Below are 21849 nucleotides of genomic sequence, written 5' to 3'. Positions count from 1 at the left end.
GCGGTCAGGCCGTCTCGGCCGCAAAGTCGAGCAACACCTTCATCGCACGCTTGCGGTCGCCGGCCAGTTCGAAGGCCTCGCGGGCGCGCGACAGCGGAAACGCACCGCTGATCATCGGCCGCATGTCCACCCGACCTTCGTTGATCAAGCGCACGGCCAGCGCGAACTCGGCGTGGAAGCGGAAGCTGCCGCACAGGCTCAGTTCCTTCGCGACGATCATGTTCTGGGGCACCGACACGTCGCCGCCCAGGCCGAGTTGCACCACCACGCCGCGCGGGCGCATCGCCTCGAGGCCGGCGCGCAACGCCCGCTCGTTGCCGCTGCACTCGAACATCACGTCGAACGTGCCCTTGTCGGCGCTGTAGCGCTCGACCCAGGCCGGCGTCTGCGCGACATTCACGGTAACGTCCGCCCCCATCGCGCGCGCGACCGCCAGCGTCTCGTCGGTCAGGTCGACCGCGGTGATCTCGGCGGCGCCGTGGATGCGCGCGGCCGCGACGGCCAACGAGCCGATCGGGCCACATCCGGAGACCAGCACCCGCTTGCCCAGCAGCGCACCGGCCCGCTGCACGCCATGCAGCGCCACCGAGAACGGTTCGGCCAGCGCGGCGTGCTGCAGCGGCACGTGCGCCGCCACCGCCTCGCACTGCACCGCATCGCAAAGAAGCAGGTTGCGGAACGCGCCTTCGACATGCGGGTCGCGCATCGCGCTGCCGTAGAAGCGCATGTCGAGGCACTGGTTCGGCAGACCTTCCAGGCAGTACTTGCAGCGTGAGCACGGGCGGCTCGGGTTGACCGCGACCTTGTCGCCCGGCTTGACGCGCGTGACGTCCGCCGCCACGGCCGCGACCGTGCCGGCCACTTCGTGGCCGAGGATCATCGGCCGCTTGATGCGCACCGTGCCGAAACCCCCGGCGTGGAAATAATGAAGGTCCGACCCGCAGATGCCGCCGTAGCCGACCTGCACCAGCACCTCGCCCGGGCCGAGTTCGGCGACGTCCTGCTCGACGACGCGCAGGTCGTCAGGCGCCTGGATCACCAGACAGGTGCAGCGCATGCGCAGGGGTCGGCCGGCATCCGGGTCCGTTTCGTTTTCGGTGGAACGCATGACATCTCCTGAAGGCGAAACGCGCAAAAAAAGAAACCCCTGAAGTTTCCGACGAAATCAGGGGTTGCTTGGGACCGCCTCAGCGGACGGCGCTGAAATGACTCACATGTGATCGATCATCACCTGACCGAAGCCCGAGCACGAGACCTGGGTGGCTCCGTCCATCAGGCGCGCGAAGTCGTAGGTGACCTTCTTGGATGCGATCGACTTCTCCATCGAACTGATGATCAGATCGGCCGCCTCGAACCATCCCATGTGGCGCAGCATCATCTCGGCCGACAGGATCTCGGAGCCGGGATTGACGTAGTCCTTGCCGGCGTACTTCGGCGCGGTGCCGTGGGTGGCCTCGAACATCGCGATCGAGTCGGACAGGTTCGCACCCGGCGCGATGCCGATGCCGCCGACCTGGGCCGCCAGCGCGTCGGAGACGTAGTCGCCGTTCAGGTTCAGCGTGGCAATCACCGAGTATTCGGCCGGGCGCAACAGGATCTGCTGCAGGAAGGCATCGGCGATCGAGTCCTTGATGACGATTTCCTTGCCCGTCTTCGGGTTCTTGAATTTCATCCACGGGCCGCCGTCGATCAGTTCGGCGCCGAATTCCTTCTGCGCCAGCGCATACGCCCAGTCGCGGAAGCCGCCTTCGGTGAACTTCATGATGTTGCCCTTGTGCACGATCGTGACCGAGGGCTTGTCGTTGTCGATCGCGTACTGGATGGCCTTGCGCACCAGGCGCTCCGTGCCCTCGCTCGAGACCGGCTTGATGCCGATGCCGGACGTGTTCGGGAAGCGGATCTTCTTGACGCCCATTTCCTCCTGCAGGAACTTGATCAGCTTCTTCGCCTTGTCGCTGCCCGACTCGAATTCGATGCCGGCGTAGATGTCTTCGGAGTTCTCGCGGAAGATGACCATGTGGGTCTTCTCCGGCGACTTGACCGGCGATGGCACGCCAGCGAAGTACTGGATCGGGCGCAGGCAGACGTACAAGTCGAGTTCCTGGCGAAGCGCGACGTTCAGCGAGCGGATGCCCCCACCGACAGGGGTGGTCAGCGGGCCCTTGATCGAGACAACGTAGTCCTTCACGGCCGAGAGCGTCTCGGGCGGCAGCCACACGTCCGGACCGTAGACCTTGGTCGACTTCTCGCCGGCGTAGACCTCCATCCAGTGAATCTTCTTCTTGCCGCCGTAGGCCTTGGCCACGGCCGCGTCGACCACCTTGATCATCACCGGGGTGATGTCGGCGCCGGTGCCATCGCCCTCGATGAACGGGATGATGGGCTGATCGGGCACGTTGAGCGAGAAATCGGCGTTGACGCTGATCTTGTGCCCGTTTTCGGGCACCTTGATGTGCTGGTACATGGGGATGAGGCTCCGCTCGGTGGTAGTCGACACTTGATTTTCAATTCTATGTCAGCGCCGCCGTCGGCCGACCTGCGGGGCAGCCGCGTTGATAATGAGCCGAGCCACTTCCAAGCCCTCCCACCATGATTCGCACGCCCCTGTTCCGCAGCCTGTTCGCCCTGCTGATGGCGTTTGCCGCGACCGTCGCGGCGGCGCAGACCGGCCCGCAGAAACTCCAGGCGATCAAGCTCAGCGCCGGCATGCACGTGATCCGGGCCGAGGTGGCGCAGACGCCCGAGGAACACAGCATCGGCCTGATGTTCCGCACCTCGATGCCGACCAACGACGGGATGCTGTTCATCTTCGACCGGCCGGGGCAGCAATGCTTCTGGATGAAGAACACGCTGCTGCCGCTGTCGGTCGCGTTCGTGGCGGACGATGGCAGCATCACCAACATCGAGGCGATGAAGCCGCAGACGCTGGACAGCCACTGCTCCACCAAGGAAGTGCGCTACGTGCTCGAGATGAACGAGGGCTGGTTCGCCAAGCGCGGCATCAAGCCCGGCATGAAGCTGCAAGGCGCCCCCTTCAAGCACTGACTTCACCACGAAAAAGGGGTCGGTTGCGCCGACCCCTGTCGTGTCAGGCGCGCAAACTTACGCGAAGTTCTTCGCGGCGAAATCCCAGTTCACCAGCGAGTTCAGGAAGGTCTCGACGAACTTCGGGCGCAGGTTGCGGTAGTCGATGTAGTACGCGTGTTCCCACACGTCGATCGTCAGCAGCGCCTTGTCCGCCGTGGTCAGCGGGGTACCGGCGGCGCCCATGTTGACGATGTCGACGCTGCCGTCGGCCTTCTTGACCAGCCAGGTCCAGGCCGAGCCGAAATTGCCCACGGCGCTCTTGGTGAACGCTTCCTTGAAGGCCGCGTAGCTGCCCCATTTGGCGTTGATTGCCTCGGCCAGCGCGCCGGTGGGCTCACCGCCGCCCTGCGGCTTCATGCAGTTCCAGAAGAACGTGTGGTTCCAGATCTGGGCCGCGTTGTTGTAGACGCCGCCACTGGACTTCTTGATGATTTCCTCGAGGGTCATCGACTCGAACTCGGTGCCCTTCTGGAGGTTGTTCAGGTTCACGACGTAGGCGTTGTGGTGCTTGTCGTGGTGGTACTCGAGCGTTTCCTTGCTCATCGCAGGAGCGAGCGCATCGTGGGCATACGGCAGGGGCGGCAGGGTGTGTTCCATCGTGGACCTCTTCGGTAAGTGGCGGTATCGGTGCGCAGAGTCGCAGCGTCGGAACATTGTAGGCAGCTTGGCGCGGCGTCGCCGGACGCGGCGATGCCGGCCGACACGCGCTCAGGCGCTTGTCCGACCAGGCAGCTCCGTGACGATCACACCCGCGGTGCCGTCGTGCAGTACGGCCTGCAGCGAGTCGCCCTGTGTCAATTCGTGGACCGAACCGATCGGGCTGCCCTCGGAGTCGCTCAGCCAGGCGTAACCACGCGTCAGCACCTGTTTCCGATCGAGTGCGCGCAGCCGCGCCTCGACATGGGCGAGGCGCTGGGTTCGCCTGTCGAGTTCGCGCTCGACACCGCGCCGCAGGGCCGCTTGGAGCTGCACCAGATGCTGGCGCTGCTGCTGCGCGACCCGCAGCGGCAGTGCGTCGAGCCGATGCGCCAGGACGGTCAGCTGCTCGCGCTGCGCACGCACGACCTGGCCCGGTCGAGCCAGTCGCACGGCGATGCGGTCGAGCCGCTGGGCCTGCTCGTCGAGCGCCGCGTGAACGCGCCGTTGCACGATGCCTTCGTAAACGGCGAGCCGGTTCGACAACGCCTCCCGCGTCGGCGCCGCCAGTTCGGCAGCGGCTGTCGGCGTGGGCGCGCGCAAATCGGCGGCGAAATCGGCCAGGGTGACGTCGGTCTCGTGTCCGACACCGCAGACGACCGGCATCGAAGCGGCAGCGATCGCGCGGACCACCTGCTCGTCGTTGAAGGCCCACAGATCTTCGAGCGAGCCGCCACCGCGGCACACGATCAACGTATCGACCTCGGCGCGGCGCGACGCCAGTCCGATCGCCTCCACCAGCGCCGCTGGCGCGCCGGGGCCCTGCACGGCGCTCGGATAGATCACGATCGGCAGATGCGGCGCACGACGCGCGAGTGCGGTCAGCACGTCCTGCAGCGCGGCGGCGCCGAGCGAAGTGACCACGCCGACCGCCCGCGGGTAAGACGCCAGGTCGCGCTTGCGCGCCGGATCGAACAAGCCTTGCGCCTCGAGCCGCGCCTTGATCCGCAGGAATTGTTCGTAGAGCGCGCCCGCCCCGGCGGCCTGCATCGCCTCCACGACGATCTGCAGTTCGCCGCGCGCCTCGTAAACGCCCAACCGTCCGCGCACCTCGACCAATTGCCCTTCGCGCGGCGCGAACGCCAGCAGCGACGCCGCCCGGCGAAACATCGCGCAACGCAGCAGCGCGCCGCCGCCCTCGGCATCCTTGAGGTTGAAGTAGCAGTGGCCGCTGGCGGCGCGCGTGAAGCCGGAGATCTCGCCACGGACGCTGCAGACGCTGAAGCGTCCCGCCAGCCAGTCGCCGACCTCGCGCACGAGCGCTGCGACACTCCACGGCGCTCGCGCAGCGGGTGTCGCGAAGCCGTCAATCACCGGCAAACCCAATGCCGGCGCGGGTCGAGAACTCCACAAGTCGACTGGACGCGGGCTGGCGCACCGAAGAAGGTGTCACAAGCCAGTCACAATTACGCAAGTCGTTGATTTTCAACAAATTTTCTCTGCCTAAACTTTGAGCAATCTGTCCCGGGCCACGTCAGTGCGGGCCTTGGCGCACGATGCAGCCCGGTTGCCCACAAAGTTATCCACAGTTGCAGTGGATGTCTGAGCGGCACTTTTCGTGCGAAGCCAAACGGGTCAGTGCGTCGCTGCAACGCTGCCGGCGCGCCCGCGTCGCGGGGGGAGCTTCGGGCCATAATCGCGCGTCCTGAAAACCCCCTCGTCACCGAAAGGGCGCGATTGTTTTCGATCATACAAGCCGCTGGCTGGCCGATCTGGCCCTTGCTCCTGTGCTCCATTGCGGCCGTCGCGCTGGTCCTGGAGCGTCTTTCCAGCCTGCGGGCGTCACGCGTCGTACCGCCACGCTTGCTCGACGAGGTGATCTCCGTCACACGGGCGCACCTGCCGGCTGCGGACGTGGTCAACAAGCTCGCCGACAACTCGGTGCTGGGTGCCGTGCTGGCCACCGGGCTGCGCGCGGTGATTGCGGAGCCGCGCACCAGCGAGGCCGCGTTGCGCGGCACGTTCGAATCGGCCGGCCGCGCCGCGGTGCATCGGCTGGAGCGCTACCTGAACACGCTTGGGTCGATCGCCTCGGCCGCCCCGCTGCTGGGGCTCATGGGCACGGTGATCGGCATGATCGAGATCTTCGGCTCGCAGTCACCGACCGGCAACAACCCGGCCCTGCTCGCGCACGGCATCTCGATCGCCCTCTACAACACGGCCTTCGGCCTGATGATCGCGATCCCGTCGCTGATGTTCTACCGCTACTTCCGCGGCCTGGTCGACACCTACACGCTCGACATGGAACAGGCCGCCGACCGCCTGGTGCCGCACCTGATGCGCTTCGTGGTCGATCGCCGGCAACCGCCGGCAGGGTGAAGGTGCGCCAATGCCGATGAACTTCCGCAAGGCGCGGCCCGAGGAGCCGGAGATCAACCTGATCCCGTTCATCGACGTGCTGCTGGTCGTCCTGATCTTCCTGATGCTTTCGACGACCTACTCCAAGTTCACCGAGCTGCAGATCACGCTGCCGGTGGCGGATGCCGACAAGCTGCGCGAGCGGCAGCGCGAAATCATCGTGGCGGTTTCGGCCGACGGGCGCTACAGCATCAATCGCAGCCCGGTCGAAGGCCGCAGCGTCGAAGCGCTGACCGCCGCGCTCACGGCCGCGGCCGCCGGCGCGAGCGACATGGTCGTGATCGTCTCGGCCGATGCGACTGCAGCGCACCAGAGCGTGATCAACGTGATGGACGCGGCGCGGCGCGCGAACCTGCCGCGCCTGACCTTCGCGACCCAGAACTCGTCGGGCGGCGACGCGCGCTGACGCGGCGCAGCGGTGAGCGCCCATCCCGCGCCGAGCTGGCCCGAGCGCCTCGCGCGTGCGTGGCTCACCCGAGGGCCACTTGCCTGCGCGCTGTGGCCGCTGTCGTTGCTCTTCGGCGCAGTCACCGCGCTGCGTCGTGCGCTCTATCGCAGCGGCTTGCTGAAGACGCATCGCCTGTCCGTTCCGCTGGTCGTCGTGGGCAACCTGATTGCCGGCGGCGCGGGCAAGACGCCGACCGTCATCGAGCTCGTGGCCCAACTGCGACGCCGCGGCTACACCCCCGGGATCATCTCCCGCGGCTACGGCGGCAGCGCCACCGGCCCCACGGAGGTGACGCGCGCATCGGCTGCGACGCAATCCGGTGACGAGCCCCTGCTCATGCACCTGCGCACGGGCGCCCCGCTGGTGGTCGGGCGTGATCGGGTCGCCGCCGCTGCGTGGCTGCTTCGACGGCATCCCGACGTCGATCTGATCATCAGCGACGACGGCCTGCAGCACCTGCGCCTCGGGCGCGACGCGCAGGTGCTCGTGTTCGACGACCGAGGTGCAGGCAACGGCTGGCTTCTGCCCGCCGGCCCGCTTCGCGAACCCATCCCGACGGCGGTTCCGGCGCGCAGCCTGGTGCTCTACAACGCCGCACATGCGTCGACCCCGCTGCCCGGCGCACGCGCACGGCGTTCGCTCACCGGCGCCCTGCCGCTCGACAGCTGGTGGCGTGGCGAACCTGCGTCGACCGAATCCTGGACGGGCCTGCGCGGGCGCCCGCTGATCGCCGCCGCCGGCCTTGCGCGCCCCGAGCGCTTCTTTGCCATGCTGCGCGAGCGAGGGTTGACGATCACACCCCTGCCGCTGCCCGATCACCACGACTTTGCCGCTCTGCCCTGGCCGAGTAGTGACACTGCCGATGTGATCGTCACCGAAAAGGACGCCATCAAGCTCGACCCGAGCCGGCTCGGCGCGACGCGGGTCTGGGTCGCGCCGCTAGACTTCGACCTCGACGCGCCCTTCGTCGACGCCCTGACCGCCCTGCTGCCACCACCCGTACCCCGCCATGGAAACTCGCCTGCTTAATCTGCTCGTCTGCCCGATCTGCAAGGGACCGCTCGAGCACCTGCGCCCGCCGCAGCAGGCCAGCGTCGAATTGGTGTGTCATGCCGACGGACTCGCCTTTCCGGTGCGCGACGGCATTCCGGTGATGCTGGAAGCCGAGGCCCGCTCGCTCGACGCGGCACCGACGCCGCCGGCCCCCGTCCCCACCCCGCCGGCCGCATGAGGTTCACGATACTCGTGCCGGCGCGGATGGCGTCCACGCGCCTGCCTGGCAAGCCGCTGGCCGACATCGGCGGCGAGCCGATGATCGTGCGGGTTGCGCGCAACGCAGCCCGGTCCGCGGCGCAGCGCGTCGTTGTCGCGGCCGACGACGCCCGCATCGTCGCGGCGTGCACCGCGCGCGGGGTCGAAGCGCTGCTGACGCGGGACGACCACGCGACCGGCAGCGACCGGCTCGCCGAAGCATGCGAGCTGCTGGGCCTCGACGGGGCCGACCTGGTCGTCAACGTCCAGGGCGACGAGCCGCTGCTCGAACCGTCGATGGTCGACGCCTGCGTCGCGCTGCTCGCGCAGCATCCCGACTGCGTGATGAGCACCGCGGCCCACGCGATCGACAGCACCGACGAGCTCGACAACCCGAACGTCGTGAAGGTCGTGCTCGACGCGACGGGACGCGCGCTTTACTTCTCGCGCGCGCCGATCCCGTGGTGGCGCGATGCCCGTGCCGCCGGTCTTCCGGCGCTGCCTGCCTATGCACCGCTGCGCCACATCGGGCTCTACGCGTACCAGGCCGGCTTTCTGCGGCGCTTTCCGCAACTGTCCGTCAGCCCGCTCGAGCAGATCGAGGCGCTCGAGCAGTTGCGCGTGCTGTGGCACGGCGAGCGCATCGTCGTGCATGTGAGCGAATCACGCCCCGGACCCGGCGTCGACACCCCCGAGGATCTGGCGCGCGTGCGCGCGCTTTTCGGGTAGCGCGACGCCCGGTCGACGCCCCGCGCGCACGTGTTTTCCCGCGGCCGCGCGTCAGTTTCGTGCGGGGGAGCGCATGTTATTCTCGACGCGAAACATGCCCCGCCCGTGCCGCACGCGCTTGCGGTGCGCACACGAGACACGAGAACGAGGCCACAACCCATGAGACTGATTCTGCTGGGCGCCCCCGGTGCGGGCAAAGGAACCCAGGCGACCTTCATCTGCAAGAAATACGGCATCCCGCAGATCTCGACCGGTGACATGCTGCGCGCTGCCGTCAAGGCCGGCAGCGAGATGGGTCTGGAAGCGAAGAAGGTGATGGACGCGGGCGGCCTGGTTAGCGACGACATCATCATCGGGCTGGTCAAGGAACGCATCGCCCAACCGGACTGCGCCAACGGCTTCCTGTTCGACGGCTTCCCGCGCACGATCGTGCAGGCCGATGCGATGAAGCAGGCCGGCGTCAAGCTCGACCTCGTGCTCGAGATCGACGTGCCCGACGAAGCCATCATCGAGCGCATGAGCGGCCGCCGCGTGCACCAGCCCTCGGGCCGCACCTACCACTTGAAGTTCAACCCGCCGCGCGTGGCGGGCAAGGACGATGTCACCGGCGAAGACCTGATCCAGCGCGCCGATGACGAAGAGGCCACCGTGCGCAACCGCCTCGAGGTCTACAAGAAGCAGACCCGGCCGCTGGTCGACTACTACTCGAACTGGTCCGCCAGCGGCGAAGCCGGCGCACCGCGCTACCGCAAGATCAGCGGCACCGGCAGCGTCGACGAGATCACCGCACGCGCGCTCGCCGCGCTGGCCTGAACGAGGAACGGGACCATGGAGATTCAAGGCAAGGTGTTCATCGTCACGGGCGGCGCGTCCGGTCTCGGCGAAGGGACGGCACGGATGCTGGCCGCGAACGGCGCGACCGTCGTCATCGCCGATCTGCAGGCGGACAAGGGGGAAGCGCTGGCGAAGGAACTCGGCGGTGCGTTCGTCCGTTGCGACGTGAGCCAGGAGGCCGACGGCCAGGCGGTCGTCGCCAAGGCGGTGAGCCTGGGCAAGCTGATGGGCCTGGTGAATTGCGCGGGCATTGCGCCGGCCGCAAAGACCGTCGGCAAGGACGGTGCCCATGCGCTGGGGACGTTCGCCAAGGTCGTCACCGTCAACCTGGTGGGCAGCTTCAACATGATCCGCCTCGCCGCCGAAGCGATGAGCAAGAACACGCCGGAGAGCACCGGCGAGCGCGGCGTGCTGATCTCGACCGCGAGCGTGGCGGCCTATGACGGCCAGATCGGTCAGGCGGCGTACTCGGCGTCGAAGGGCGGCGTCGTCGGCATGACCTTGCCGATCGCCCGCGACCTGGCACGCAACGGCATTCGCAACATGACGATCGCGCCGGGCATCTTCGGCACGCCGATGCTGTTCACGATGCCGCAGGAGGTGCAGGACGCACTGGCCGCGAGCGTGCCGTTCCCGAGCCGCCTGGGCACCCCGGCAGACTACGCGAAGCTCGTGCACCAGATCGTCACCAACGAGATGTTGAACGGCGAAGTCATCCGCCTCGACGGCGCGATCCGCCTCGCACCGAAGTGACCGCTCCGACCCGCCCATGAAAAAGCGGCCCCGAGGCCGCTTTTCTTCGTGTCGGCGCCCTGCGAGCCCGATCAGGACGCCTTGGCACGCCGTGCGTAAAGCGCCCACAGGCGCGCCAGATCGCTCGTGCCGTCCGCGCCCGACACGGTCTTGAGCGTGGCCTGTGCCTTGCCGTTCTCGCCGGCGACGAGCTGCGCGATCGCCAGATGCAGCTTCGCATCCTCCGGCCGCTTCAGGCCGCCCTTTGCGATGCCCTGCTGCATCAGCTGAAGACCCTGGGCCTTCTTGCCCTCGTAGACCTGGTTCATGCCGATCGTGACCAGGTCGTTCCCGTCTTTCGCGGCCAGCGCCTGCTTCTCGTCTTCGGCGGCCGTCTTCTTCGCTTCCTCGATGCGCTTGTTGACGAGATCGCGCAGGCGCTTGTGACGCTCGGCCTCCGGACCGGTGCCGAGTACACCGGCCGCGAAGCCCTTATCGATCACCTGCTTCGCTTCGGCACCCGAACCGGCTTGCAGCGCGAGCTGGGCCATTTCGGAATAGTCGTTCGCGGCGGTCATGCTGCCGGTGGCGAGCGAGAGCCGGTAGGTGTCGAGCGACAGGCGATCGGAGAAGTTCGGCTTGCGTTGCAGACGGCTCAACAGACTGACCCAGTACTCCTTCTTCGGGTAGTACATGACCAGACGCTCGAGCGCGAAGGCCTCGCTCGCCACATCCTTCTGGCGGACGGCGGCGTTCATCAGCAGATTGATGCGGTCCTCGGCCGGCGTGGCGCCGTTGCGCTCGGCCGCTTGTATTTCGGCCATCAGTTCCTTCGACGCCCCGGCCAGATCCCCGGACAGGTATTGCGTCTGGATCATCAGCGTGCGGTTCGCGCTGTTGGTGCCGCCTTCGCGGAAGTACCGCGCATACCACTGCTGTGCTTTCGCGTACTCCTTGGCGCGGTAGTAGCTTCCGGCGATCGACTCGATCATCCGCAGCTTGTCGGCACCGCCGGCGCTCGCGCCCACGGTCTCGAAGGCTTTCGCGGCCGTGTCGGCATCGCCCGCACCCGACGCGGCGGCCAAACGCATGCGCTCGACCATCAGGTTCTCGCTCGCGCTCTTGCCGCCCACTGCGTCGGCCTCACGGACCTTGGCAAGCGCCTCGCGGAACTTGCCACCTTTGATCAGGGCTTCGGCAGCCTGCAAGGGCTTGCCGACCTCGGGCCGCATGCCGGACTGGCCGTGCGCCGCACCGAACACGAGCGCGGCGGCGGCCGCGACGATCAATCGCTGGAACTGTCTGTTCATACGCTCGCTTCTCGTCCTCGATTACTTGACGAACTGTTCGTTGCCGACCATGCCGAGCTTGGTCACGCCCAGGCGCTGCGATTCGGCCAGCACCTCGGCGACGTACTTGTACTCGACGAGTTTGTTGGGCCGCACGTGGACCTCGGGCTGATCGGGCTGCGCCGCTGCGTCTCGCAGCTTCACCTCGAGCGCGTTGCGGCTCGGTACCGTCTCGCCGTTCCACAGGATCGTTCCGTCGAAGTCGACGTCGATCGTCACGACCACCGGCTCCTTGGTCGGCGGCGGCGGGTTGCCGGCCGGCATGTTCAGGTTGACCGAGTGCAGTTGCACCGGGATCGTGATGATCAGCATGATGATCAGCACCAGCATCACGTCGATCAACGGCGTGGTGTTGATGTCCATCATCGCTTCCGGCTCGCCCGAGCTGCTGCCCGAACCTACGTTCATTCCCATCGCGTTCTCCTAGCCCTTGGGCGGCGGTTCGGTGACGAAGCTGATCTTCGAGATCGCCGCGCGCTGACATGCGAACACCACCCGGCCGATCGACTCGTACCGCGCCTTTTCGTCGCCGCGGATGTGCACTTCCGGCTGCGGGTTCAGTACCGCAACCGTCTTGAGCTTCTGGAACAGCGTCTCGTTGTCGGGCACGAGGCGCGCGTTCCAGAACACGTCGCCGTCCTTGTTGACCGAGATCTCGATGTTCTCCGGCTTGGTCTGGCGCGCGATGTTCGTCTCCTTGGGGAGCGTCATCGGCACCGTCTGGGTGACCACCGGGATCGTGATCAGGAAGATGATCAGCAGCACGAGCATCACGTCGACCAGCGGCGTCGTGTTGATCGCGGAGACGACTTCGTCTTCGTCCCCGTCGCTGGACCCTATGTTCATCGCCATGGCGAGCTCCTTGTTCGCTTCGCCGCGATCAGCGGCGCGCGCCGATCTTCGCGCCCATCAGGATGCCGTGCAGGTCGGCGCCGAAGCCGCGCACCGCTTCCATCGTCACCTTGTTGCGGCTGACCAGCCAGTTGTAGCCGAGCACAGCCGGGACCGCCACTGCCAGACCGATGGCGGTCATGATCAGCGCTTCACCGACCGGGCCGGCGACCTTGTCGATCGACGCCTGGCCAGCGATGCCGATGGCCGTCAGCGCGTGGTAGATGCCCCAGACCGTACCGAACAGGCCGACAAACGGCGCGGTCGAACCGACGGTCGCCAGGAAGCCCAGGCCGTCCTGCAAACGATTGCGCACGTCATCGACGCTGCGCTGCACGCCCATCGTGACCCACGTGTTGCGGTCGATGTTGTCGGTCAGCGAGCCTTCGTGGTGGTCACCGGCCTGGATGCCGCTTTCGGCGATGAAGCGGAACGCGCCGTTCGGCTTCAGCGTCTTGACGCCTTCGTTCAGGCTGACCGACTTGAAGAAGGTATTGCGCACCGACTTCGCTTCCTTCGACAGCTTGAAGCTCTCGAACAGCTTGGTCAGCAGGATGTACCAGCTGCCCAGGCTCATCAGCACGAGCAGGATCAGCACGAAGCGCGACACGAAATCGCCCTGCGCCCACAGCGCGCCCAGGCCGTACGGGTTGTCGACGGTTTCCTTGGTGGTCGTGGCATCGGCGACCGGGGCCGGTGCGGCAGCGGGCGCCGGTGCGACTTCGGAGGCCGGGGCGGCCACGGCCGCCGCCGAGGCGCCCGAGGCGGGCGCTTGCGCGAAGGTCGGACCGCTCAGGAAGACGCCGGCGACGAGCGCCAGCGCGGCGAGGATGGACTGCGGCCGCTTAAAGAAAGTAAACGAGGTCATCTTGGAGACTCCTGACAAAAATCTGAAGGCAATCGAATTGTTTTGGGAATGACGATGCACGCCGTCGACTCCGACGGCCACATGCACCGGACGTCTTACTCGAGCTTGAAGTCGAAGTCCTGAATGGCCTTGACTTCGGTGTCACCGGTGGTGGTGCACCCGTACTGCATCATCGCGGTCCGAACCGCTGATTCGTACACGCCGCGCGGCGTGGCTGAAAGGATGTCGACCGCGACCACCTTGCCGCCGCGAATCGTCGCTTGCGCGCGCACGGTGCCGGTGATGCCCTCGCGAGCCGCTTTAGGCGGCGTCCGCGGCGGAACCATCTGCGGGCAGACGACGCCGATGGACATCACGGCCGGCGCGGGTGCCGGGGCGGGCGCTGGCGCGGGGGCCGGGGCCTGTGGCTTGATGTCCACGGGAGCAGGCGGCGTGGGCGACGGCGCCACCGAAATGGTCGGCTGAGGCGGCGGTGGCGTGGCGATCTGGACTTCAGGCGGCGGAATGTACGGCGGCGGGGGCGCTTCGAGCTTCGGCGGCGGCGGCAGAACCACTTCGGGTGGCGGCGGCGGCTTCTTGATCTCTTCGATCACCTTGGTCTCGATCGGCGCGCGGACGACGTCGACGACCTTCTTGGCCAACCCCGTGACCAGCGCGTAGACCAGCAACGCGTGAAACAGGATGACAACCGAAAGCCCCACCAGGTGGCGGCGAGGGTCCGCTTGTCGCTGCGAGAAATTCATGTTCTGGGATCTCCAGATTTATGGGCGTGAAACGGAGAGAAGCGAACCTTAGCATCCACAGGCTTGTGGCCGTGTAGGCGAACATCGGGAGGTGCGCCCGTGCGCCGGTTGGCATTCTAGCGAGACTCTTGGGCAGTCCATCTTGTCGCGCGCGGGTGGACTGAGTTCCTTCCCGCAACGCCCCGACGATCGACTGCATGCGCAAACGAAGAGCGGCAGCCGAAGCTGCCGCAGTTCAACGCGCAGGCCCCCTATCGTTCTAGGAAGCCATCATCCCGCTCAGAACTCGTATTGAGCCAGCAGTCGAACGCTGCGCGCCGCCTGCAACGAGTTCAAGACAGGTTGACCATAGGTCGGATCGGGAGATCCGACTGCCTGCTCGCCGGCCTCGTTGATCACGCGAACGCCGCGGCGATTGAACACGTTCAGGACGTCCACCGAGAAGGTCGCCCCCTTCAGCCATGTCGGCGTGTAGGTCGCCTGGACATTGACGTCCGTGATCCACCCGAGGCGGCCACGGTCGCCGCGGGATCCGAGGACGCCGCCGCAGTAGAAGGAAGCCGCCCCGTACAACGCGGACACCTGGTCGGTGGCGCCGTCGTAGACACCGAAGCAATTCTTCGGACGACCGCTCTGCACCAGGATGCTGGCACCCAGGCGCCATTCCGGCGTGGCCGCGAACGAGCCGAACGCCTTGATCGTGTGACGACGATCGTTGGGCAGGTAGCCGCTTGCGCCTTCCATCAGGCCAGGGTAGTCCCAGTCCTGGCTGATACCGGCATCATCCTGTCCGATGTCCGACTTCACGTAGCCTTCGGTGTTGCCCTTGCTGAAGGCCAGCACGTAGGACATGTAGAAGCTCCACTTCTTGTCCCAGGCACGCTCGAGGGTGAACTCCAGCGCATCGTACGTGCGCTTCGGCTTCTCGAACTTGAGCGCCGACGCCGGAACCGTCACCGCCGTCAGAACGCCGGTGTCGTCGAGGTCAACGTTGGCCGTCAGGTCTCGCCCGGGATTTGCCAGGAAGCAGTGATCGATGGACGCGCCGATGTTGGTTGCCTGGGACGCGCTGTAGCCATTGGCGGCCGCCCAAGCGGCAGCACCGTCGCCATAGCAAATGTCGTCCATTGCACTCTTGAGATTGCGGTGCGTGTACTTCATGCCGAAGGTCCACTTGTCCTGAATGGCCTTCTGGAACCCGAGGATGAACTCGTCCTGGTACATCGGCTTCAGATTCGGATCGACGACAGTGCGCGGATCGGGAGCCGTGCCGTCCGAGTTCGTCACGCGGCCGCCGAGTTGCGCGCCCTTGCCGGGAATCACGTACTGGTCGGGCGTGAACGTGCCGTCGAACTGGAAGTATTCACGATAGTCGGTCTGCAGACCGGACAGGCGAACGTTGGTGTTCGCGTAAACGGGAATGTAGTAACGACCGTAGTTGGAATAAACCTTCAGGTCCGAATTGCCCGACACATCCCAAGAGGCACCGAGGCGAGGAGCCCACGTGTTCTTCACCTTGACGAAAGGCGTACCTTCCGCGTTCTTGTTGGTGAAGGACTCGTTGCGCAGCCCGATGTTCAGCAACACGTTCGGCGTCACCTGGAAGTTGTCTTCCAGGTACCAGGCGGAGTTCTCGGTCAAGAACTTGCCCCCGTTGCTGTAATGGCGGTTCTCGATGTAGTCGAACGCAGAACCCGTCGTGTTCACGTACCCGTTGGCCAAGCGGCTGCCGGCATTCAACCGACGCAGGAAGAAGTACTCGCCGCCCGAATAGACCGTGCCGTCGACCGTGGTGTACTTTTCGCTGTCGAGGCCGCCACGGATCGTGTGCTTCCCGAGGGTCCACTCGGCATCCAGACGCCAAGCTTCACGCTTGTCGTTCGCGTTCGGAATGGAAATGGTCGTCGCCGTGGAGCAGCCGAGCGCTTGCGTCGGGGCCGTACGCCGGTCCTGAACGATCGGGCAATCCGACGAGGGGACCACCGAGCTGCGGTCGTACTTGCCGACGCCGTAGAGGCCGGACACCGTGAAGTTGTCGGTGATGACGCTGGTCCACTTGCCGATGTACGTCTCGCCGCCGGCCGTGAACGTGTCGATCCCGAGGTCGCTCGCACGGCCCGTCTCGTAGGCACCCGTGCTGTTCCACGTGTGGATCTTGTCTTTCGATTTGTCGCTAAAAGCGGTGAACTCGATCAGGTTGTTCTTGTTCAGGTTCCAGTCCAGCTTGACCAGGTACTGAGGCGTATCGTTCTTGAGTTCGGTCTGCTGCGTGTTCCCGTAGGTGTTCGTCTTGACACTGGCACCCTGGACCAACGCAAAGCCGTACAGCGTGTCCTTGATCAGCGGGCCGCCGGCCCAGACGTTCGAGGTCAGGTTCGTCGTGCCACCAGGACGATTGACCAGATCCCAGCCGCCATTGCCATCCGGTGCGGCATAAACGGACGAGCCGCGCAGGCTCTTCGGCGTGTAGATCACATTCGCGCCGCCATGCCACTCGTCAGTGCCGCGTTTCGTGTTGACGCTGATCACGCCGCCCAGGGAGCGGCCGTATTCGGCGCCATATCCACCCGTCTTCACTTGCTGGGAAGCGATACCTTCGTACGGAATGGAATTGAAGGCCACACCGTTCACGATGTTCGTGACGTTGAAGCCGTTGATGTAGTACGCATTCTCGGCAGGCGAAGCGCCACCGAGCGATGCAACGTTGCCGCCGCGCGAGCTGGTCTGCCCGATGCGGCCATCGCCGAGCGTCGCGCCCGGTGCAAGCAACGTGATGGAAGTCGTGTCGTGCGCGACCGGGATTCGATCCAGTTCAGCCTTGGTGATCAGCGTGGCCGACTCCGTCGATTTGGTGTCGATCGTCGAGGACGATCCGACCACGACCACGCGGGCCAGCTCGAGGAAGTCAGCCGACGTGCCTTGGCCCGGCAACACTTCGACCGTGCGAGTCGACGTCGTGCCATCGGCCTTCTTCGCGGTGACCGTGTAGGTCCCTGCCGGCAATTGCGACACGACATACGCGCCGTTCGCGTCCACCTGCGGAGTGCGGGTGATACCGATCGTCTTGTTTTCCACGGTGACAACGTCACCCTTCGCCGCGCGGCCGTTGATCGAGCCTGTGCTTTGCTGCGCAAAAGCGGAAGGCGCGACTGCCATTGACACGGCCACCGCTCCGAAGGAAGCGGCGAGAGCTCGCACCAAGAGTGTCTTTCTGAACATAGGATCTCCTGAAAAGTCAGCACAGGTTGAGATGAACCCAAGCCCTCGAGCAAGCCCCGTACCAGCTTTGTGAACCGGTCATGGCGTGTCTGCGAAGACGTGTAAAGGAATTGTCACAGAGCTCTTCCGACCATCGATGTCAGGGTATTCCTCTAATGCGCGGTTCAACGGTGCCGCGCCATGCACTCCCGGCCGCTGGTCGCGACCGAAAAGCCTTCAGTGATGCGGTCTGCAGGCGGATGCCGGGTCTTTGGCGCGTCTCGTCGACGCGCTTGCGGTGCGCTGGCCGCGGCCACACCGAATGAAGGTCTTTACGTTTCTCGTTGGATACCCGCAACAACCTGCACCTGACCTTGGTCGGCCGCCAGGCCCAGGCGTGGTACAGCGCCCAACAACGTCCGCGTGTACGCGCGGTCGGGATTCGCAAGCACCCGATCCACCGGTCCCGCCTCTTCCACCCGTCCCCGCTGCATGACGGCGATCTCGTCCGCGACGTACTCCACCACGCCGATGTTGTGGGTGATCAGCAGGTACGACACACCAAGCTCGCGCTGCAGGTCCCGCAGCAGGTTGAGGATCTGCGCCTGGACTGAAACGTCGAGCGCCGAGGTGGGCTCGTCGCAAACGATCAGCTTCGGCGCGATCGCCAGGGCTCGCGCGATCGCGATCCGCTGGCGCTGGCCGCCAGAGAACTCGTGCGGGTAGCGCTGCAGCGCATCGCGGCGCAGTCCGACCTGATCGACCAGGCGCTCGACGCTGGCGCGTCGAGCGGCGGCGGTCATGTCCGGGCGCAACGCCTGCAGGCCTTCGCCGAGGATCTCGAGCACCCGCATGCGCGGGTTCAACGAGGCAAACGGATCCTGGAAGATGATCTGGATCTGCCGCCGGGCCGCGCGCAGGGCCTCGCCCTCCAGTGCAAACAGGTCGGCACCGTCGAAGACGGCCTGCCCGGCGATCGTGGCCTGGCCGCGCAGCAACTGCACGATCGCCTTGCCGGTCGTCGTCTTGCCGCAACCGGATTCGCCGACGAGCGCCAGGGTCTGCCCCGGAGCGATCGTGAACGACACGTCATCGACCGCAAGGAAGGCACCACTCGCGCGCTGGAGCAAGCCGCGGCGTATCGGGAAACTCACGTGGAGGTTGCGAACGTCGAGCAGCGGGGCGGCAGCGCTCGCCGGTGCGCGCGATGGCGCCTCGAAGCGCAGCGGGGACGGGTCGCTGCGGTCGATCGCCGCCGCTGCGGTCGCGCCGTCCGAGTACAGCAGGCACCGCACCTGCCGATCCTCCAGATCGATCAGCGGCGGCGGCGTGTTGCGACACGCTTCGACCGCACGATCGCAGCGCGGTGCGAATCGGCACCCTTCGAATGTCTGCCACAGCGGCGGCACCATGCCGGGAATCGCCGCCAGCGCATCGCCGCGCCTGGCGCTGTCGGGCAGCGCACGCAGCAGCAGGCGCGCGTACGGGTGCTTCGGCGCCGCGAAGAACGCATCGGCCTCGCCGACTTCGATGATCTGCCCCGCGTACATCAGCGCGACCCGATGCGCCATGCCGGCCACCACCGCCAGGTCGTGCGTGATCAGCAGCAGGCCCATGCCCTGCTCTTTCTGCAGCCGCTTCAGCAGGTCCAGGATCTGCGCCTGGATCGTCACGTCCAGCGCCGTGGTGGGTTCGTCGGCGATCAGGAAGTCGGGCTCGGACGCCAGCGTCATCGCGATCATCACCCGCTGCTTCTGCCCGCCGGACATCCGGAACGGGTAGTCGTCGATGCGTCGCTCGGGCTGCGGGATGCCGACCTTGCCCAGCCAGTCGATCGCCTTCGCGCGCGCCGCGGCACCGCGCAGCGCCGTGTGGGCCTGGATCGCCTCGACGATCTGGTCACCGATCCGCATCACCGGATTCAGGCTGGTCGACGGCTCCTGGAAGATCATGCCGATGCGTCCGCCGCGCACCGCCCGCATGCCGGACTCGGGCAGCGCCAGCAGGTCGGCGCCGGCCAGCGCGACCTCGCCGCGCGCGACCCGGCCGTTCTCGGGCAGCAGCCGCATCAGCGCGAGCGCCGTCATGCTCTTGCCGCAGCCCGATTCGCCGACCAGCGCGAAGGTCTCGCCGCGTTCGATCGCCAGGCTCAGCCCGTCGATCGCCTTGACCAGCCCGGCCTCGGCGTCGAGTTCGACCGCCAGATCGCGAACGTTCAGCATCGGGCAGCCCTCATGCGTCGACCGCCTTGCGCCACTTCGGCCGGAACGCCCGCGACCGCGGATCGAACGCGTCGCGCACGCCATCGGCGAACAAATTGGCCGCGAGCACCAGCGTCACCATGAAACCGAACGCCGCGGCGAACGACCACCACACCAATGGGTCACGGCTCATCTCGGTGCGGGCCAGGTTGATCATGCCGCCGAAGCTGTTCATCGACGGGTCGACGCCCACGCCCACGTACGACAGCACGGCCTCGTACAGGATCAGCGCCGAGAAGTCGAGCACCGTCGTGATAATGATCAGGTGCACCACGTTCGGGTACACGTGCCTCGCCATGATGCGCAGCGGGCGCACGCCGAATGCGGTCGCCGCCTGCACGTACTCGAGCTGCGCGAGCTTCATCGTCTCGGCGCGCAGCAGGCGGCACAGCGTCGCCCAGCCTGTCAGGCCGAGGATCACGCACAGCATGAACAGGCGCACGTCGGCGCGCTCGGCGCCGGTCTCGAACAGGTCGGGATGGGTGTCGATGAAGACCTGCATCATCAGCACGCAGGCGGCGATCAGCAGCACGTTCGGGATCGAGGACAGCAACGTGTAGAGGTACTGCACCACCTCGTCGACCCAGCCGCGCAGGTAGCCCGACACGATGCCCAGCCCGACCGCGAGCGGCAGTGTCGCGATGGTCGACAGCGTGCCGATCACGAACGCCGTGCGGATGCTCTTCAGCGCCTGGTAGAAGACGTCATTGCCGGTGCGGTCGGTGCCGAACACGTGGTAGTGCTGCGCCAGCGCCGCGAGCGGGCCGAAGACCGTGCACAGCAGCAGCACCGTGACCAGCACGGCACGCCACGGCAGATCGGTGTGGCCCTGCATCACGTCGCGCCAGCCTCGGCGGAGGTCGGTTCGATGCACCCGCGCGACCACGGCAGACACACCCAGCGCGGCGATGCCGGCAAGCATCGCGCCGAACGCGAGACCGACGCCTCCCCGGAGCAGCACATCCTGCAGCCATTCCGTTTCGTCGCGCAAGCGTTCGCCGCCGTGCAGCAGACGTGGATAAGTGCGCTGGATCTCGCCGTTGACGGCGATCGAATCCTTGGTGAACCCGCGCATTGCCAGCGGCGCCGAGTAGGACGTCTCCCGCCCGTCGATCTGGCGCGCGAGCAGCACGTCGAGCAACGATTCGGTGCGTGTTCCGTACGCCTGCTGCTGCATTGCGCCGGCGCCCGGCGCCTGGGCCAGTGCGCGCCGGAAATGAACGCTGTCGATCACCGCCACCGCGAAGAACAGCACCAATACGACGCCGGAGCACATGGCGGCACGGTCGCGCAGCACCTTGAGCCAGGTGGCTTTCAGGTTGTCGCTGCGAGCGATGCGCAGCCCGTACAGCACCAGCCCGAGCAAGCTGGCGATCACCACCACGTCCGACCACAGGACGACGATCTTCGGCAGCAGCATCAGGCCAGCCTCACCCGCGGGTCGACCAGCGTGTAGGCCACGTCGATGACGATGTAGCTCGCGATGTAGATCAGCGAGCCGACGAACACCATCGAGCGCACGATCGCGAAATCCTGCCCGGTGATCGCCTCGATCACGTAGGAGCCCAGCCCCGGGATGCCGAAGAAGCTCTCGAACACCAGGCTGCCGAGGAAGACGTACGGCAGGTAGCTCCCGGCACTCGTCAGGATCGGGATCAACGCGTTGCGCAGCACGTGACCGAACAGCACCCTCGGTTCCGCCAGGCCCTTGGCGCGAGCGGTGCGCACGTAGTCGCGTCCCAGTTCCTCGAGGAACATCGCGCGGTACAACCGCCCTTCACTGCCCAGCCGCGAGAGCAGCGAGAGCATCACGGGCAGCACGAGGAACCGGGCCGCGTCCCAGCCGGACTCGAAGCCCGAGATCGGGACCAGATGGAACACCCGCGAGAACAGGAACTGCCCGACGATGATGTAGAACAGCGCGCTGATCGACAGCATCAGCACGCAGGTCACCACGCCCCAGAAGTCGATCGCCGAGTGCCTGAAGAACACCAGCAGCAGCGCGAAGCCGACGCTCGCGACGATCTGCAGCAGGAACAGCGGCACCGCGAGCTGCAGGCTGATCAGCATGCGGGTCGCGATCTCGTGGCCGATGTCGGTCGCGCTCTTCGAATCGGAGCGGCCGAAGTCCAGCGCCAGCAAGGACACCGACCGGTCCCAGAACACCGTGTCTGTCGCCTGGCGCGTGCCCTGCGCTTGAGCGTTCCAGTACAGCGGCTTGTCGTAGCCGCGCTCGACCTTCCACTTCTCGATCTGCTCGTGGGTGACGCGCTTGCCGCCGATGTTCAACCGCGCCATGTCGTCCGGCGTGTTGACGGTGAAGAACAGCATGAAGGTCACGAGGTTCACGCCGATCAGCACCAGCACGCCGTACAGGCAGCGCCGCACGAGGTAGTTCAGCATG

Annotated in this window: 21 protein-coding genes; 8 read left to right on the top strand and 13 right to left on the bottom strand. The window is 66.3% G+C overall.

Annotated elements, in window-relative coordinates; all coding sequences use genetic code 11:
* Nucleotides 1–4 precede the first annotated feature (4 nt).
* Together ASC76_RS17210 and icd are read right to left on the bottom strand one after the other, a co-directional pair.
* Nucleotides 5–1063, bottom strand: coding sequence for an L-idonate 5-dehydrogenase (locus ASC76_RS17210; protein WP_056471021.1), 1059 nt, complete (start codon nucleotides 1061–1063; stop codon nucleotides 5–7).
* 147 nt (nucleotides 1064–1210) lie between these two features.
* Complete coding sequence (icd, locus tag ASC76_RS17205; RefSeq protein ID WP_157615912.1) at nucleotides 1211–2470, bottom strand: NADP-dependent isocitrate dehydrogenase; 1260 nt, start codon at nucleotides 2468–2470, stop codon at nucleotides 1211–1213.
* A 119-nt stretch (nucleotides 2471–2589) separates the two neighbouring features.
* Between icd and ASC76_RS17200 the strand changes: the two genes are divergently transcribed.
* Nucleotides 2590–3045 (top strand): DUF192 domain-containing protein, encoded by a 456-nt coding sequence (locus tag ASC76_RS17200; protein WP_056469045.1) that lies wholly within the window; start codon nucleotides 2590–2592, stop codon nucleotides 3043–3045.
* Between the two features lie 57 nt (nucleotides 3046–3102).
* On the opposite strand, the gene ASC76_RS17195 is transcribed toward ASC76_RS17200, so the two are convergent.
* Together ASC76_RS17195 and xseA are read right to left on the bottom strand one after the other, a co-directional pair.
* Nucleotides 3103–3684, bottom strand: coding sequence for a superoxide dismutase (locus tag ASC76_RS17195; RefSeq protein ID WP_056469042.1), 582 nt, complete (start codon nucleotides 3682–3684; stop codon nucleotides 3103–3105).
* Nucleotides 3685–3795: 111 nt separating this feature from the next.
* The gene (gene xseA / locus ASC76_RS17190; protein WP_235580493.1) at nucleotides 3796–5097 is read right to left on the bottom strand and encodes an exodeoxyribonuclease VII large subunit; all 1302 of its coding nucleotides are present in this window, start codon (nucleotides 5095–5097) and stop codon (nucleotides 3796–3798) included.
* A gap of 363 nt (nucleotides 5098–5460) precedes the next feature.
* On the opposite strand from xseA, the gene ASC76_RS17185 reads away from it, so the two are divergent.
* The 7 genes from ASC76_RS17185 (at nucleotide 5461) to ASC76_RS17155 (ending at nucleotide 10156) form a co-directional block, all read left to right on the top strand.
* On the top strand, nucleotides 5461–6102 hold the full coding sequence (locus ASC76_RS17185) for a MotA/TolQ/ExbB proton channel family protein (protein WP_056469035.1): 642 nt from the start codon (nucleotides 5461–5463) through the stop codon (nucleotides 6100–6102).
* 16 nt (nucleotides 6103–6118) lie between these two features.
* Nucleotides 6119–6547 carry a biopolymer transporter ExbD gene (locus tag ASC76_RS17180; protein WP_056471018.1) on the top strand — a complete coding sequence of 143 codons (429 nt, stop codon included), beginning with the start codon at nucleotides 6119–6121 and terminating at the stop codon, nucleotides 6545–6547.
* 12 nt (nucleotides 6548–6559) lie between these two features.
* Entirely contained in the window at nucleotides 6560–7618 is a 1059-nt protein-coding gene (gene lpxK, locus ASC76_RS17175; RefSeq protein WP_056469032.1) for a tetraacyldisaccharide 4'-kinase, read from the top strand.
* Nucleotides 7599–7820 carry a Trm112 family protein gene (locus ASC76_RS17170; protein ID WP_056469029.1) on the top strand — a complete coding sequence of 74 codons (222 nt, stop codon included), beginning with the start codon at nucleotides 7599–7601 and terminating at the stop codon, nucleotides 7818–7820. Before lpxK ends, ASC76_RS17170 begins: the two co-directional genes overlap by 20 nt.
* Nucleotides 7817–8569 (top strand): 3-deoxy-manno-octulosonate cytidylyltransferase, encoded by a 753-nt coding sequence (gene kdsB, locus ASC76_RS17165; protein WP_056469026.1) that lies wholly within the window; start codon nucleotides 7817–7819, stop codon nucleotides 8567–8569. The genes ASC76_RS17170 and kdsB overlap by 4 nt, the downstream gene beginning before the upstream one ends.
* A 159-nt stretch (nucleotides 8570–8728) precedes the next feature.
* Nucleotides 8729–9382, top strand: a complete 654-nt coding sequence (gene adk, locus ASC76_RS17160) for an adenylate kinase (protein WP_056469023.1) — start codon at nucleotides 8729–8731, stop codon at nucleotides 9380–9382.
* A 15-nt stretch (nucleotides 9383–9397) separates the two neighbouring features.
* A complete protein-coding gene (locus tag ASC76_RS17155) occupies nucleotides 9398–10156 on the top strand; it encodes a 3-hydroxyacyl-CoA dehydrogenase (RefSeq protein WP_056469020.1) in 759 nt (252 codons plus the stop codon).
* A gap of 71 nt (nucleotides 10157–10227) precedes the next feature.
* Here the strand turns inward: ASC76_RS17155 and ASC76_RS17150 are convergent, their stop codons facing one another.
* From ASC76_RS17150 to ASC76_RS17110, 9 genes are all read right to left on the bottom strand, one after another.
* Nucleotides 10228–11445, bottom strand: coding sequence for a hypothetical protein (locus ASC76_RS17150; RefSeq protein WP_056469017.1), 1218 nt, complete (start codon nucleotides 11443–11445; stop codon nucleotides 10228–10230).
* Between the two features lie 21 nt (nucleotides 11446–11466).
* Complete coding sequence (locus ASC76_RS17145) at nucleotides 11467–11898, bottom strand: biopolymer transporter ExbD (protein WP_200947171.1); 432 nt, start codon at nucleotides 11896–11898, stop codon at nucleotides 11467–11469.
* A 9-nt stretch (nucleotides 11899–11907) separates the two neighbouring features.
* Nucleotides 11908–12336, bottom strand: coding sequence for a biopolymer transporter ExbD (locus ASC76_RS17140; protein WP_056469014.1), 429 nt, complete (start codon nucleotides 12334–12336; stop codon nucleotides 11908–11910).
* Nucleotides 12337–12364: 28 nt separating this feature from the next.
* On the bottom strand, nucleotides 12365–13243 hold the full coding sequence (locus ASC76_RS17135) for a MotA/TolQ/ExbB proton channel family protein (protein WP_056469011.1): 879 nt from the start codon (nucleotides 13241–13243) through the stop codon (nucleotides 12365–12367).
* 95 nt (nucleotides 13244–13338) lie between these two features.
* Nucleotides 13339–13986 (bottom strand): energy transducer TonB, encoded by a 648-nt coding sequence (locus ASC76_RS26455; RefSeq protein ID WP_056469009.1) that lies wholly within the window; start codon nucleotides 13984–13986, stop codon nucleotides 13339–13341.
* A 279-nt stretch (nucleotides 13987–14265) separates the two neighbouring features.
* Entirely contained in the window at nucleotides 14266–17205 is a 2940-nt protein-coding gene (locus ASC76_RS17125; protein ID WP_082549237.1) for a TonB-dependent receptor, read from the bottom strand.
* A gap of 311 nt (nucleotides 17206–17516) precedes the next feature.
* Nucleotides 17517–19406, bottom strand: a complete 1890-nt coding sequence (locus tag ASC76_RS17120) for an ABC transporter ATP-binding protein (protein ID WP_056469003.1) — start codon at nucleotides 19404–19406, stop codon at nucleotides 17517–17519.
* 10 nt (nucleotides 19407–19416) lie between these two features.
* Nucleotides 19417–20859, bottom strand: a complete 1443-nt coding sequence (locus ASC76_RS17115; protein WP_157615910.1) for an ABC transporter permease — start codon at nucleotides 20857–20859, stop codon at nucleotides 19417–19419.
* Nucleotides 20860–20864: 5 nt separating this feature from the next.
* Nucleotides 20865–21848: an ABC transporter permease gene (locus ASC76_RS17110; protein WP_056468999.1), complete on the bottom strand. Its 984-nt coding sequence runs from the start codon at nucleotides 21846–21848 to the stop codon at nucleotides 20865–20867.
* Nucleotide 21849: the final 1 nt, after the last annotated feature.

Source organism: Rhizobacter sp. Root404 (assembly GCF_001425865.1).
In the GTDB taxonomy this organism is placed as follows: Bacteria; Pseudomonadota; Gammaproteobacteria; order Burkholderiales; family Burkholderiaceae_C; genus LMDS01.
The sequence above is the reverse complement of the archived record's forward strand: the minus strand, read 5'-3'. Positions and strand labels throughout refer to the sequence as shown.

Excerpts from the sequence above, each read along its gene's own strand:
- ASC76_RS17200 (WP_056469045.1), top strand. The coding sequence starts at position 2,590 with ATGATTCGCACGCCCCTGTTCCGCAGCCTGTTCGCCCTGCTGATGGCG.
- ASC76_RS17195 (WP_056469042.1), bottom strand. The coding sequence starts at position 3,684 with ATGGAACACACCCTGCCGCCCCTGCCGTATGCCCACGATGCGCTCGCT.
- ASC76_RS17180 (WP_056471018.1), top strand. The coding sequence starts at position 6,119 with ATGAACTTCCGCAAGGCGCGGCCCGAGGAGCCGGAGATCAACCTGATC.
- ASC76_RS17170 (WP_056469029.1), top strand. The coding sequence starts at position 7,599 with ATGGAAACTCGCCTGCTTAATCTGCTCGTCTGCCCGATCTGCAAGGGA.
- kdsB (WP_056469026.1), top strand. The coding sequence starts at position 7,817 with ATGAGGTTCACGATACTCGTGCCGGCGCGGATGGCGTCCACGCGCCTG.
- adk (WP_056469023.1), top strand. The coding sequence starts at position 8,729 with ATGAGACTGATTCTGCTGGGCGCCCCCGGTGCGGGCAAAGGAACCCAG.
- ASC76_RS17155 (WP_056469020.1), top strand. The coding sequence starts at position 9,398 with ATGGAGATTCAAGGCAAGGTGTTCATCGTCACGGGCGGCGCGTCCGGT.
- ASC76_RS17150 (WP_056469017.1), bottom strand. The coding sequence starts at position 11,445 with ATGAACAGACAGTTCCAGCGATTGATCGTCGCGGCCGCCGCCGCGCTC.
- ASC76_RS17145 (WP_200947171.1), bottom strand. The coding sequence starts at position 11,898 with ATGGGAATGAACGTAGGTTCGGGCAGCAGCTCGGGCGAGCCGGAAGCG.
- ASC76_RS17140 (WP_056469014.1), bottom strand. The coding sequence starts at position 12,336 with ATGGCGATGAACATAGGGTCCAGCGACGGGGACGAAGACGAAGTCGTC.
- ASC76_RS17135 (WP_056469011.1), bottom strand. The coding sequence starts at position 13,243 with ATGACCTCGTTTACTTTCTTTAAGCGGCCGCAGTCCATCCTCGCCGCG.
- ASC76_RS26455 (WP_056469009.1), bottom strand. The coding sequence starts at position 13,986 with ATGAATTTCTCGCAGCGACAAGCGGACCCTCGCCGCCACCTGGTGGGG.
- ASC76_RS17125 (WP_082549237.1), bottom strand. The coding sequence starts at position 17,205 with ATGTTCAGAAAGACACTCTTGGTGCGAGCTCTCGCCGCTTCCTTCGGA.
- ASC76_RS17120 (WP_056469003.1), bottom strand. The coding sequence starts at position 19,406 with ATGCTGAACGTTCGCGATCTGGCGGTCGAACTCGACGCCGAGGCCGGG.
- ASC76_RS17110 (WP_056468999.1), bottom strand. The coding sequence starts at position 21,848 with ATGCTGAACTACCTCGTGCGGCGCTGCCTGTACGGCGTGCTGGTGCTG.